At 32.2% G+C, this 13,889-nt stretch carries 9 protein-coding genes, 1 pseudogene and 1 other annotated feature; of the genes and pseudogenes, 6 read left to right on the top strand and 4 right to left on the bottom strand.

What is annotated here, in order from left to right; all coding sequences use genetic code 11:
• Window positions 1-52: 52 nt before the first annotated feature.
• The gene (locus HMPREF2737_RS10825; RefSeq protein WP_037552279.1) at window positions 53-1,054 is read right to left on the bottom strand and encodes a proline dehydrogenase family protein; all 1,002 of its coding nucleotides are present in this window, start codon (window positions 1,052-1,054) and stop codon (window positions 53-55) included.
• A 225-nt stretch (window positions 1,055-1,279) separates the two neighbouring features.
• On the opposite strand from HMPREF2737_RS10825, the gene HMPREF2737_RS10820 reads away from it, so the two are divergent.
• Both HMPREF2737_RS10820 and HMPREF2737_RS10815 read left to right on the top strand, forming a co-directional pair.
• Entirely contained in the window at window positions 1,280-2,107 is an 828-nt protein-coding gene (locus HMPREF2737_RS10820; protein ID WP_037552281.1) for an alpha/beta fold hydrolase, read from the top strand.
• A gap of 469 nt (window positions 2,108-2,576) precedes the next feature.
• Window positions 2,577-2,978: a transcriptional regulator, SarA/Rot family gene (locus HMPREF2737_RS10815; RefSeq protein WP_037552283.1), complete on the top strand. Its 402-nt coding sequence runs from the start codon at window positions 2,577-2,579 to the stop codon at window positions 2,976-2,978.
• 142 nt (window positions 2,979-3,120) lie between these two features.
• Here the strand turns inward: HMPREF2737_RS10815 and HMPREF2737_RS10810 are convergent, their stop codons facing one another.
• The gene (locus HMPREF2737_RS10810) at window positions 3,121-3,681 is read right to left on the bottom strand and encodes a tRNA 5-(aminomethyl)-2-thiouridylate-methyltransferase MnmM (RefSeq protein WP_037552284.1); all 561 of its coding nucleotides are present in this window, start codon (window positions 3,679-3,681) and stop codon (window positions 3,121-3,123) included.
• Window positions 3,678-4,637, bottom strand: a complete 960-nt coding sequence (locus HMPREF2737_RS10805) for a tRNA modification radical SAM protein MnmL/YtqA (RefSeq protein ID WP_037552288.1) — start codon at window positions 4,635-4,637, stop codon at window positions 3,678-3,680. Before HMPREF2737_RS10805 ends, HMPREF2737_RS10810 begins: the two co-directional genes overlap by 4 nt.
• Before the next feature lie 109 nt (window positions 4,638-4,746).
• On the opposite strand from HMPREF2737_RS10805, the gene HMPREF2737_RS10800 reads away from it, so the two are divergent.
• The 3 genes from HMPREF2737_RS10800 (at window position 4,747) to HMPREF2737_RS10790 (ending at window position 8,982) form a co-directional block, all read left to right on the top strand.
• Window positions 4,747-5,934 (top strand): MDR family MFS transporter, encoded by a 1,188-nt coding sequence (locus HMPREF2737_RS10800; RefSeq protein ID WP_037552289.1) that lies wholly within the window; start codon window positions 4,747-4,749, stop codon window positions 5,932-5,934.
• A 68-nt stretch (window positions 5,935-6,002) separates the two neighbouring features.
• Window positions 6,003-6,188 (top strand) — a binding site (T-box leader).
• A 47-nt stretch (window positions 6,189-6,235) separates the two neighbouring features.
• Window positions 6,236-8,650 (top strand): leucine--tRNA ligase, encoded by a 2,415-nt coding sequence (gene leuS, locus HMPREF2737_RS10795; RefSeq protein WP_037552293.1) that lies wholly within the window; start codon window positions 6,236-6,238, stop codon window positions 8,648-8,650.
• 20 nt (window positions 8,651-8,670) lie between these two features.
• Window positions 8,671-8,982: a rhodanese-like domain-containing protein gene (locus HMPREF2737_RS10790; RefSeq protein WP_037552296.1), complete on the top strand. Its 312-nt coding sequence runs from the start codon at window positions 8,671-8,673 to the stop codon at window positions 8,980-8,982.
• A 95-nt stretch (window positions 8,983-9,077) separates the two neighbouring features.
• On the opposite strand, the pseudogene HMPREF2737_RS11375 reads toward HMPREF2737_RS10790, so the two are convergent.
• A pseudogene (locus HMPREF2737_RS11375) lies at window positions 9,078-10,628 on the bottom strand (IS3 family transposase); the annotation flags it as partial.
• A gap of 227 nt (window positions 10,629-10,855) precedes the next feature.
• Between HMPREF2737_RS11375 and HMPREF2737_RS11940 the strand changes: the two are divergent.
• Window positions 10,856-13,889, top strand: a 3,034-nt coding sequence (locus tag HMPREF2737_RS11940) for a SasC/FmtB family protein (RefSeq protein ID WP_256277650.1), incomplete at its 3' end; no start/stop codon positions are given.

The following is a 13,889-nucleotide window of genomic DNA, read 5'->3' as shown; positions in this document are numbered from 1 at the left end:
TTAAAAAAATAAATCCTCGACAAAGCACTAGCAGTGTCGAGGATTTATTTTTTTATCTTTTTAATAATCTTGTAAAACCAGAAATAATAAATGCAACTCCAAGGCCTAGGCTAGTGAAAAGACCAATTTTTTTCAATGTTTTAGTTGAAACAAATTCTTGATATGCAAGAGCAAGGTTTTGAGGGCGTTCAGCTAATCTACGCATGAAGTAACCGAACCAATCATTGCCATAAGGAACATAAATTGTGAAATGGTATCCTTGACGAGAAATATCCTCAGCTAATTCACTACGGAATCCGTATAACATTTGGAATTCAAATTGATCTCTATCAATATTATGTGATTTAACAAATTGTTTAACGTGGTTAATTATTTGATCGTCGTGTGTAGCGATTGATGTATAGTTTTTCGCATTTAAAAGACGTTTCTCAATGATTTTTATGTAATTTGCATCAATCTCTTCTTTAGTTTGATATGCAATTTGTTCAGCTTCTTTATATGCACCTTTAACTAATCTTAAGCGCAAATTAGGATATTTTTCAATTAAGTCAATTGCATCATAAAGGTAAGCTTGTATTACTGTTCCAACGTTTCTGAATTCCCCTTTAAGTCTATCTAACACTTCAACAATTTGCTGTAAACTGTCATATTTTTCAGTGTCGATATTAATATGCATATTATCAAATTCGTTGGCTTTAAGTAGAATCTCTCTTAAATTATTATAAGCTAGCTCAGTATCAAATTCACCACCAAGAGAACTTAATTTTACAGACATATGAGCATCGACATTATAATCTTTAATAGCTTGCATAACTTCTAAAATTTCATTCTTAGCTTGAGTAGCCTCTTCAACCGTTCCTACAAACTCGCCAAGATTATCAACTGTAACTGCTATATTTTTATCGTTGAGTCTCTCAATTGTGTCAATTAATTGCTCGATAGTATTACCAGCCACAACTTTATTTGCACCCATTTTAGGACCTACTTTTTTTGCTGTTTCATTTAAATAAGTGCTATTTGATAATGCAATAAAAAAATTCTTAAAAAGTGACATATCCCATTCCTCCATATTACATAAAACTTATAATTTAATAATAGTTTAGCATGAATAGGCGATAGTAGAAAGCGTTTTCAATTATCTGAATACTGTAAAAAAAGGTATAATTACAATATCGAACTAAAATTTGTAATCACTTTGTCTCTAAGATTTACACCAGTCCAAACCAATAATCTGATATAATACATTTATTGAAATATAAGTTAGAAAGGAATTATACATATGTGGAAATGGGAAACTGAACACGATGCTAAAGGTGTCGTGGTTATAGTACATAACATTTTAGAACACACTGGCAGATATGCATACGTCATTACAATGTTAAGACGTAATGGCTATCACGTTATAATGGGGGATTTACCTGGTCAAGGTCAAACTTCTAGAGCAAACAAGGGACAAATTGAGCATTTTGATATCTATCATGAAACACTAATAGAATGGGTTAGAATTGCTAATGAATACAAGATTCCTACTTTTGTCATGGGTGTTGGACTAGGTGGATTAATTTTATTAAATGTACTTGAAAAAACAGAATTACCTATCGAGGGTATGTTACTCCTTTCTCCATTGTTAGAATTTAAAAGAAATAATAAGACACGTAAAAATATGTTAATTTCAAATGTAGGTAAAGGTTCTAAGGACGCACGATTCAAATTAGGTATTGAAACTAAAGATTTAACGCGAAATGATGAAGTTATTGAAGAAACTAAACAAGATGGATTAATGTTAAGAAAAGTAACCTACAAGTGGTATAACATTGTGTTGGAAACAATGAAAGATACAGTTCAACATTCCAAAGATATACAATCTATGCCAACGTTACTAATGTATGGAACTGAAGATAAATTATTGGAATTACGCTCATTCAATGAACTTAAAAATAATTTAAACACTAGTGAATTTTATTTTAAAGTATGGGAAGGCTTCTATCATGAAATTCATAATGAACCTGAACGTGATCAAGTGATGCGTTACGTGTTGACGTTTTTAAATAATAGTGTGAATACAATGGGTTTTATAGTAAATGAAGAAGAAATCGAAGAAGTTTAAAAATCAGAGTGTGTGATGAAGTAATATTTCATGACTACAATGCGAATTCGTCGTAATTGATCAAATTGAGAAACAATTTATAATATTTCTTCATTTCTAGTTATCCTTGAGGAGCTGGGACTAAGAATTCGATGAGAATTCTGTTCTGGCTCCTTTTTGATAAACAATTATATGTAATGCAATTGATTAATGCACAAAGGTAATTCAATATTCAGAAGTTAACATCTTTTAAATTAAATTAAAAATATAATATAATATAAATAGTATATGTTTTTTAATTTTAATTATATTTTGTTGAATTACCAATAAAAATTTAAAGTAATTTAACATATGTTTTAATGTAAGTTAATTTTTTGGAGTTATTATAAATTGTTTAATTACAACGAGAATAATTGGGTAAATATATAATGATAGTTAATTCTATAATTATTTAATCGGGATGTGTACAATTATTTAGGGAGGGAGCAACATGAATAATCAAGCAGGAGAGAATGTATCTATGATTTTGCAGCTTGAAGAAGTGTGTAAAGAAATCAATTCGATTTTTAAAGTAATTTATGAAACTTATGATTTGACCAAAGAAGAGGTTCTCATTTTACTAACTTTATGGGATAAAGGGTCCATGACGTTAAAAGAAATGGATAGTTACGTTAATATTAAATCGTATAAACGTACACGTACATATAACAAACTTGTTCAATCTGAATGGATATTTAAAGAGAGACCATTAGATGATGAACGAACTGTAATTATTCATTTTAATAAAGAGAAGCAAGAACTTAAAGATGAACTACTAAATTTCATTACTTCTACTATTAAGAAACGATATGAAATACTTGAAAATAGTCTAAATTCATTAATGCGTATTTAATCGATTTGATGTTTTAGTTTATATCGTTTTGAATATAATTTAGAGAGATTTTTCGACAAAACAATCCACTCCATAATTAAACTATGGAGTGGATTTTATATATTATTTAGAATTATATCAGAGAAGATGTATGATGTTAGGTTTAGCGTTTCTCAATCGCACATATAAATGGCGCGTGATTCACTTGATTCATAAATTGATATTTAAGAATATGAGCTTTCTCTTGATCAAAATGTTCTAAGAAATCTAATAAAGCATCTCGTTCAATTTGTCCTTCAGCATGCCCATGGTATATAACTAACACGATAATACCTTCAACACTTAAATAATCAAAAATGTTATTAATTGCTTTTATTGTAGTTTCAGGTCTCGTAACAATTGATTTATCACCCTTAGGTAAGTAGCCAAGGTTAAATATCGCTGCATCTATTTGACCTTTAAATTTAATGTCAATGTGGTTCTTAATGTTTTCATGACCATCACGAATTAATGTTACATTATGAAATTCTTTTACTTTTTCGAAAGTTAACTGAATTGCTGAGTCTTGTATATCTAAACCAAAAACATGACCATTTGGAACCTGTTGTGCAAGAAACAACGTGTCATTACCATTCCCACAAGTAGCATCAATGACAATACTATCTTGTTTAATATGGTCTTTTATTAAAGTTTTTGAGAAGGGGAGAATACGTTCTAATTTCATGAGTTAACCTTTACCTCAGATGTATAATGTTTACCCTGATAGGAGTTGCGTCGTGCTAATTCATCATCAATTTCATTTAAAACTTCCCATTTATTAACACTCCACATAGGACCAATCATTAAATCAATAGGACCATCTCCAGTAATTCGATGAATAATCATTTCAGGTGGTAAAATTTCTAATTGATCGCATACTAGATTGGTATAGTCTTCTTGAGACATAAACTCAAGCATTCCTTTTTCATATTGTTTAACCATTGGTGTCCCTTTTAATAAATGAAGTAAATGAATTTTAATGCCTTGAACATCCATTTGAGCTACTTCACGTGCAGTTTCCATCATCATTTGATAGTCTTCACCAGGTAAGCCATTAATAATATGAGTACACACATTAATGTTTTGTTTTCTTAATTTAGCAACGCCTTCATAATAAGTTTGCATATCATGAGCACGGTTAATTAAGTCTGAGGTTTCTTGATGTACAGTTTGTAAACCTAATTCTACCCATAAATAAGTACGTTCATTTAACTCGGCTAAGTATTCTACTACATCATCAGGTAAACAATCTGGTCTGGTTGCTATAGATAAACCTACAACACCTTCTTCTTTTAAGACAGGCTCATACTTTTCTTTTAATACTTCTACTGGTGCATGCGTATTCGTGAAAGCTTGGAAGTAGGCAATATATTTACCCTCACTCCATTTTTCATGCATCCTATCTTTAATTTGTTGAAATTGAACTTCAATTGGATCAGCTCTGTTACCAGCAAAGTCACCGCTACCTGCGGCTGAACAGAACGTGCATCCACCATGTGCAACTGTGCCATCACGGTTAGGACAGTCAAATCCACCATCAAGTGCTACTTTAAAAATCTTTTGACCAAATTTATTTTTTAAATGGTAATTCCATGTATGATATCGTTTATTTTCAAAGGCATACGGGAAATAGTTACCCATAACACATTTTCCTTTCTATCTAACTTAGTTCTAAGTAAAGATTTTAACATACTTTAATGTTATAGTGTTTAATGTAGTTCATCAAAAATATAAAGAGGGGACTAAAAATATGAATATACCTAGATCAGTATGGTGGCTAGTTATAGGCATGGCGCTAAATATAACTGGCTCTAGCTTTTTATGGCCTTTAAACACAATTTATATGAAAGAAGAGCTTGGTAAGAGCCTGACAATTGCTGCGATTGTTCTAATGGTTAATTCATTCGGAATGGTAGTCGGAAACTTACTAGGAGGTTCATTGTTTGATAAATTAGGTGGTTATCGAACAATTATGATCGGTACCGTTACATGTTTAATCAGTACTACGCTTTTAAACTTCTTCCATGGATGGCCATGGTATGCTGTTTGGTTAGTATTGTTAGGCTTTGGTGGCGGAATGATAGTTCCCGCGATATATGCAATGGCTGGTGCAGTTTGGCCTAACGGGGGGAGAACGACTTTCAATGCAATATACTTAGCTCAAAATATTGGTGTAGCAACCGGTGCAGCTATGGGTGGTTTCGTTGCGGAATTAAGCTTTAATTATATTTTCTTAGCAAACTTGATTATGTACGTCTTGTTTGGAATTGTAGCGATAACTCAATTTAATCTTGAATATCATGCTAAAATCAGAACACCTGATAGTCTAGATATCCATAGTAAAGAGAATAAAAAACGTTTCATTGCACTCTTACTACTGTGTGTAATGTTTGCTATTTGTTGGATTGCTTACATTCAATGGGAAACTACAATTGCATCATTCACTCAAGAATTAAATATTTCTATGTCGCAATACAGTATATTATGGACAGTGAATGGTATTATGATTTTAGTTGCTCAACCGTTAATAAGACCAGCAATTATTTTATTAAAAGGTAATTTAAAATATCAAATGTTAGTTGGTATTTTAATTTTTATGCTTTCATTCTTTGTAACTAGTTTTGCCGAACAATTTACTGTATTTTTAATAGGAATGATTATATTAACTTTTGGTGAAATGTTTGTTTGGCCAGCAGTACCAACTATAGCTAATTATTTAGCACCAGAAGGAAAACAAGGTCAATATCAAGGTGTCGTAAATTCAGCTTCAACTGTTGGTAAAGCATTTGGTCCACTAATAGGTGGGGTATTAGTTGATACCTTTAATATGAGTGCGATGTTCATTGGCATCATGTTCTTATTAATTGTAGGAATTATTTTCCTTTCAATCTTTGATAAATGGCTGCCAAAAGGAAAACAATCGCGACAATCAAGATAGAAATTTTATTTATACATGAGTTTAAACAAAATAGTAACTACCACTTGCAATTAGTGCTTGAATCTCATAATATTAAAATGTATTGGAGTAGTAACTTAAGTACTTTTCATCAGAGAGCTAGTGGTGGTGAGAACTAGTGTTAAGAATTAAGTGAACTTACCGTTATTCGATTAAATTATAAACATCTCTTACTATTATAAAGTGCACAATTTTTGTGAATTAGGGTGGTACCGCGGCTAAAAGTCGTCCCTTTAATAAATAATAGTTTGAGGTGTTTTTTTATTTATAGGAGGAAAAAGATTTGGGATATAATCACAAGGAAATTGAGAAAAAATGGCAAAATTATTGGGCAGACAACAAAACGTTTAAAACGAGTGATAATCTAGGACAAAAGAAATTTTATGCATTAGATATGTTCCCTTATCCATCTGGAGCAGGTTTACACGTAGGGCATCCAGAAGGTTACACAGCTACTGATATTGTGTCTAGATATAAACGTATGCAAGGTTATAATGTACTTCATCCAATGGGATGGGATGCCTTTGGATTACCTGCTGAACAATATGCATTAGATACTGGTAATGATCCTAGGGGATTTACAAAGCAAAATATTCAAACTTTTAAACGTCAAATACAAGAATTAGGTTTCAGTTATGATTGGGATAGAGAGGTAAATACTACTGACCCTGAATATTACAAATGGACACAATGGATTTTTATCCAACTGTATAATAAAGGTTTAGCCTATGTAGATGAAGTTGCTGTCAACTGGTGTCCAGCTTTAGGAACTGTTCTATCTAATGAAGAAGTTGTTGATGGAGTTTCTGAACGTGGAGGACATCCAGTTTATAGACGACCTATGAAGCAATGGGTATTAAAAATTACAGAATATGCTGACCGATTATTAGAAGATTTAGATGAACTTGACTGGCCAGAATCTATTAAAGACATGCAACGTAATTGGATTGGACGTTCAGAAGGCGCGCGTGTTTCTTTTAAAATTGAAAATGAAGATGCTAGTATCGATGTGTTTACAACGAGACCAGATACAATTTACGGTACAACTTTCTTAGTATTAAGTCCAGAACATGATCTCGTAAATGTTATTACTTCTGAAGATAAATTAGAAGAAGTAAAAAAATATCAAGAAGACGCATCTAAAAAATCTGACCTTGAACGAACAGATTTAGCCAAAGATAAATCAGGTGTCTTCACAGGTGCTTATGCTATAAATCCATTATCAGGTGAGCAATTACCAATTTGGATTGCGGATTATGTACTTTCTAGCTATGGTACAGGCGCAGTCATGGCTGTGCCCGCGCATGATGAACGTGATCACGAGTTTGCAACTAAATTTGATTTACCTATTATCGAAGTCATTGAAGGCGGCAATGTGCAAAAAGAGGCATATACTGGTGAAGGTCAACATGTTAACTCAGGAGAACTTAATGGTTTAGATAATGAAGCGGCTATTGCTAAAGCAATTGAATTACTAGAAACGAATGGTGCTGGAGAGAAAAAAGTAAATTATAAATTAAGAGATTGGCTATTCAGCAGACAACGTTATTGGGGTGAACCAATACCAGTTATTCATTGGGAAGATGGTACTATGACTACAGTTCCAGAAGAAGAATTACCACTTTTACTACCAGAAACTGATGAAATTAAACCTTCTGGTACAGGTGAATCTCCATTAGCTAATATCGATGAGTTTGTGAATGTTGTTGATGAAAAGACAGGCATGAAGGGTCGTCGTGAAACTAATACTATGCCTCAGTGGGCAGGAAGTTGCTGGTATTACTTAAGATATATCGATCCTCATAATAGTAATATGTTAGCTGACCCAGAAAAATTAAAACACTGGTTACCAGTAGATTTATACATTGGTGGGGTAGAACATGCTGTACTTCACTTACTTTATGCTAGATTCTGGCACAAAGTTCTTTACGATTTAGGTGTAGTACCTACTAAAGAGCCGTTCCAAAAATTATTTAATCAAGGTATGATACTTGGTGAAGGTAACGAGAAAATGAGTAAGTCTAAAGGCAACGTAGTTAATCCAGATGATATTGTAGATTCACACGGTGCTGATACATTGCGATTATATGAAATGTTTATGGGACCATTAGATGCAGCTATTGCCTGGAGTGAAAATGGTCTTGATGGTTCAAGACGTTTCTTAGACCGTGTTTGGAGACTATTCATCAATGAAGACGGTTCATTATCAAATAAAATAGTTGAAAATAATGATAATGGATTAGATAAAGTTTATAACCAAACTGTTAAAAAAGTTACAGAAGACTTCAACACATTAAACTTTAATACTGCGATAAGTCAATTAATGGTATTTATTAATGATTGCTATAAAGCAGAAACGATTTATCAACCATATGCTGAAGGCTTTGTAAAAATGCTGGCACCAATTGCGCCACATATTTGTGAAGAATTATGGAACCGTTTAGGTAATGAAGACACTATTACTTATCAACCATGGCCAACATATGATGAATCATTACTTGTAGATTCAGAGGTTGAAATTGTAGTACAAGTGAACGGTAAAGTAAGAGCAAAATTAAATATTCCTAAAGATACTTCTAAAGATGAAATGGAAACATTAGCATTACAAGATGAAAATGTTAAACTATCGATTGAGGGTAAAGACATTAAAAAAGTAATTGCAGTCCCTCAAAAACTTGTTAACATCGTTGCAAAATAATAATATAAGGAGTTTTAATAATGGAATCTATTACAGTAGATCAATTAAAAGAAAAAGTATTAGAATCTAATCCAGTGAATATTGTGGACGTTCGTACAGATGAAGAAACTGCAATGGGAGTTATTCCTGGAGCTAAAACAATTCCTATGGATCAAATTCCTGACAACTTAAATCATTTTAATAAAAGTGAAACATATTATATTATTTGTGCCGCAGGAATGCGTAGTGCAAAAGTTGTAAAATATTTAGAAGATCAAGGTGTACATGCTATTAATGTTGAAGGTGGCATGAATGAGTGGGGTACTGAAGGTACAGTTATTGATAGCATCTAATTAACATTAAGAGGCTGTGAACTACACCCAGTCAAGTAGACAATTAAATAATTAAAATGAATGGTTGATTTTGTTTTTAGACAAAATCGGCCATTTTTTAATGTAATTCTTTCTGTATTAAAGAAATGAATGTATTTTTCTATTTGTTGCTTAGCCTCTTCAACATTATTAAAAATAAATCGTTTGTTGCCTTTGAAAATCTCACTTTTAATCGTCCCCCAAACCCATACCATAGGACCATTATCTATACATCTACTAACACGAGACATACTATGAAACATACCGTTTTGTTCTAACTTATATTTAAATAACTTGGAAGTATACTGAAAACCACAGTCACTATGAAACAATATACCTTTGGTATTTTGAACTTGTTGGACTGCTTTCTCCAATGTGCTGAAAACTAACATATTATTATTAGATAATTCTAATTCATAGCTAACAATTCGCTTAGTCCCTAGATCATAAATAGCACTTAGATAAATTTTACGACCATCTTTGATTTTAAATTCTGTGACATCTGTTAACCAAGTTGTATTCGGTGATGCAACTTCAAATTGGCGATTGAGTATATTGACTGCTGTAATTTGTGGTGTTGAACGACGGTAAGGTTTGCGCTTAAATCGTATTACTGCAGCTAATTTGAGTGTTTTCATCAAACGGTAAACACGTTTGTAATTTACTTTTTTATTTAAATATTTTCTAATATAGATATAAACACGGCGATATCCATATATGCCCTTATACTTATGATAAATGGTTTCAATGTTTTGTTTAAGTTGTTCATTGTCCATTTCTCGTTTAGTGGGTTTACGATGGCACCACTTATAATAACTTGACCTAGAAATACCTAATACATGACATAATTGTCGAATCGGATATTGATTCTTTAACGTTTCGCTTGTTTTGTACGACGTGATTTGTTGTATTTGCGAATCATCTCCCTTTCTATTTCATTGTATTTTTTTAAAACATTATTTTCCATTTCTAGTAATCTACTACGTTCTTTTAATACTCTGATTTCTGCTTCTTTTTGCTCTTCTGATGTCAATATAGATTGCGGTTTGCCTTTGCCACGGCCATCTACTAATCCATCACTTCCATGAGCTTGATATTTTTGGATCCACTGATAAATATGGTCGTATGTGATATTAAAGTGTTCTGCAACTTCTCTATATGATTGTTTGTGATTTAAGTAATATTCAACAATTGCGACACGTTCTTCGAATGTGGTTTGTCTTGCTTTCATGATATACACCTCAGATTTAGGAGATTGTTTTTTAATCTCTTTTCCTTCAGTATCCATTTTTATCCAACTTTTAACTTGTGTCGAACTACAAATATTGTATTTTATGGCGAGATCTTGAGCGGATTGATTTGAATTAAAACATTCATTTACAATTTTTAATTTCAAATCCTTGGGATAATGATTGTAGTGATCTTTTGGAAGTAGTGTTTCAATTCCATGAGTTTTATAATACTTGTATTTTGGATATAAAGTATTGATATTAATATCTATTTTTTAATGTATCGATTAAATACTGGAATGAAATACCTTTTTCATATTCTTGAAACATATATAGTAGTAAGTCTACATCTACTTTAGGATGGCTTGTCATAAAAAAGCCCTCTTCAAAGTTTTTCATTTTTTCAATGTCTACTTTGAAGGGAGCATATCACTGACTAATATGTCAATCTCTTTTTTTGTGATCATATTTTATAATATTTTTAAAAGAATAATTAAATATACACTAGCGTACAATAATCAATAGTGATAGAATAATTTCGTAAGTGGTCAAATAGTGTACAGACTATATTTTGACAAATTCATTAAATCAAAGACATCAAGATCAGACTACAAGGAGGATATTTAATGAATCTATTTAAAAAACAAAAATTCAGTATACGTAAATTTACAGTTGGGACGTTCTCAACAGTGATTGCTACTCTAGCATTTATCACTCACACAGGACATGCAGCTGAATTAGATGAGCATAGTCAATTAGCTCAACAAAAAATTACTGAATCAAAAAATACGGAAAACTTAAATCAACATCAACCAGATGCTATTAAAGATTCATCTAAAAGTGAATCTAAGATAGATGATAATACTACTTTAAATAGAGAGGCTGTTAGTGAGACTACTGAAGTTCCAAATAAAACTCAAACTACAAATAGCGCAGAAAATATAAATAGCACTGAAATATCTGACAAAGATAAAGATAAGTCAAAAGTTAAAGATAATAATGTTGATACAAATCAACCAATTCTAGAGAATAATAAATCCAATAAGGATAGTAAAGCGACAACAGTTCACAAACGAGCGAAACGTGATGCTAATGATGTAACTTCAAATACTCAAACACAACAAGACCCAATGGCTATTAATGAAACAAACTCAGGTCAAGTCGTTAACGGTAACTTTACTGATACATCTAACGGAGCTGAAATTCCAACAGCAAATACAGAATCTGCAATGGATGAAGCAAGTAAGATTCCTGGATGGAAAGTAGTCAATAGCCAACAAACACAAATACCATTAGTATGGGGACCAAAAGTCTTACCATCATACACTTATATCACATTCGATAAGACTAATAATAAAATTGGTGCTGTATTATCTAAGTATAGCGATAATTTATCTTACGGAAGACCAGATAATAGTGTAGGACCGATATGTCAAGATATCGATGTTACACCTGGTTCTGAATTACAATTTCATTACTTAGGTTCCTCAATAGGTAATATTTCTGGGTTTAATAGTGCACGCATGTATATATATGATGCTAATAATCCATCAACATTATTGTATAAAGGTACGCCTAAAACAAGTAACCAAGCTTTCGGTATTTTTAAAGGTGTTTTTAATGTACCTGAAAACATTTCAAGAATTAGATTACAATTTGAGTCTTTAGTGAATGTCAGTCATGACACTTATAATGGACATCGTTTACTTAAAGGTCCTAATAACTTTGGTGGTGGTGTAGTTGCGGATGTTTCTGTTAATACTGGTGCTTATTTAAAAGTGAGTGCAGTTCAAACTGAATACCAAGCTAACTCTACATCTGATAGTTCACCTGTTGTAAATGCTAAATTAAATGTTTCTATTGAGAACAAAGGTCACTCTAGTTCTAACAAAACACAATATAAAGTTGTATTACCTGAAGGGGTGACTTTTGTCTCAGCTGAGAATGCAACTGGTACATTTAATGAAGGTACTAGAGAACTTACGCTTAATATTAATCCAATAGATACTGGTACTACTCGAAATATTTCTTATACTGTATCAATACCTACTACAGTTCCAATTAAAAAGGATTTTAATGCGAATCTAATTTATCAAACTGAAGGTATTAACATGAACCGTAAAAATGGTTCAAGAGACTTTGCTGTGCAAACACCTGGTGACAACAACTACTTAAGATATGGTGGTAATAATGAATTTATTATTACTGAGAGTGATCAAAGACAAGGTAGTACAATAGCTCCAACGCAATCTGTAACTGTCAATATGTATAAAGATGCCATTAATAGTAAAATTAGTGAAATTGAAACTGAACTTGGTCAAGTTAATCAAAGTAATTATTCTACAGAAGCATGGAACAATCTACAAACAGCACTCACAAGTGCAAAGGTTGTAAAAAATGAAACAGATGCTACACCATTAACCGATAGAAAGAACCAAGCAGAAATCAATAACTTATTATTAAACTTAGAGAAAGCAAAAGCTAAATTTGATATAGATAAAGCAGCTAAAGCTAGAGAAAGTGTTATCAATAGTAATACTGAAGCTACAACTGAAGAAAAACAAGCTGCTTTAACCAAATTACAAAATAAATATAACGAGAATAAAGCTGAAATTGATAAATTAACTATTAGTAATGATATCGCTCCACTAAAAGAAAGCAGTATCTCTCAAATCAATTTAATTAATGTAACCGCTACTAAAAAAGCTGAAGCTAAACAAGCAATTGAAGCGGCTTTAACCCAACGTAAAGTATACATTGACGGTCATTATGATGCGACACAAGAAGAAAAAGAGGTAGCAATGAATAAAGCTACTGAAGAAGCAAATAAAGCAAAAGCTTTAATTGATCAAGCTACATCAAACAATGATGTAGATCAAGCGCAAACTAATGGTATAGATATTATTAATACTATTGATGCGGTTGTTACAAAAAAAGCAAATGGTAAAAAGGCTATAGAACAAGCAGCTGAAGCGAAAAAAGCTTTAATTAATCAATTGAGTGATGCAACACAAGAAGAAAAAGATGCAGCAATTCAAAGGGTAACAGATGAAGTTAGAAAAGCTGACAGACTCATAGACCAATCTACCACTAATGATGGTGTTGATGAATTTCAAGCGCATGGTATTAGTGCAATTAACAATATTCAACCAGAAATAGTTAAAAAATCAGATGCTAAACAATCTATTGATATAGCGGTCTTAAATCAAAAGGCATTAGTAAATAATAACAATGAGGCTACTCAAGAAGAGAAAGATGTAGCTTTAGCCAAAATTGATGAAGCGGCTAAACAAGCAAAGGCTGCAATTGATGCTGCAACTACAAATAACGCAGTAGATGAAGCAACAACCAACAACACTACAATAATTTCTGGAATTCTTCCTGATACGGTTAAGAAAGCAGCAGCAAGAAAAGCAATTGACGATGCTGCAACTGCAAAAAAAGAAGCTATTAATAATACGCCGAATGCGACAGAAGAAGAAAAAGTAGCGGCAAAAGTTAAGGTCGATGATGCAGTAACAGAAGCGAAGAAAGCAATAGACCAATCAACAAATAACGCCGGCGTAGATAACGCAAAATCAAATGGTGTAGAAGCAATCAATCACGTCCAACCAACGGTTGTTAAGAAAGATGAAGCGAAAACAGCGATTGATAATGCAG

This window comes from Staphylococcus sp. HMSC069D12, from assembly GCF_001810405.1.
Taxonomy (GTDB): Bacteria; Bacillota; Bacilli; order Staphylococcales; family Staphylococcaceae; genus Staphylococcus; species Staphylococcus haemolyticus.
The sequence above is the reverse complement of the archived record's forward strand: the minus strand, read 5'-3'. Positions and strand labels throughout refer to the sequence as shown.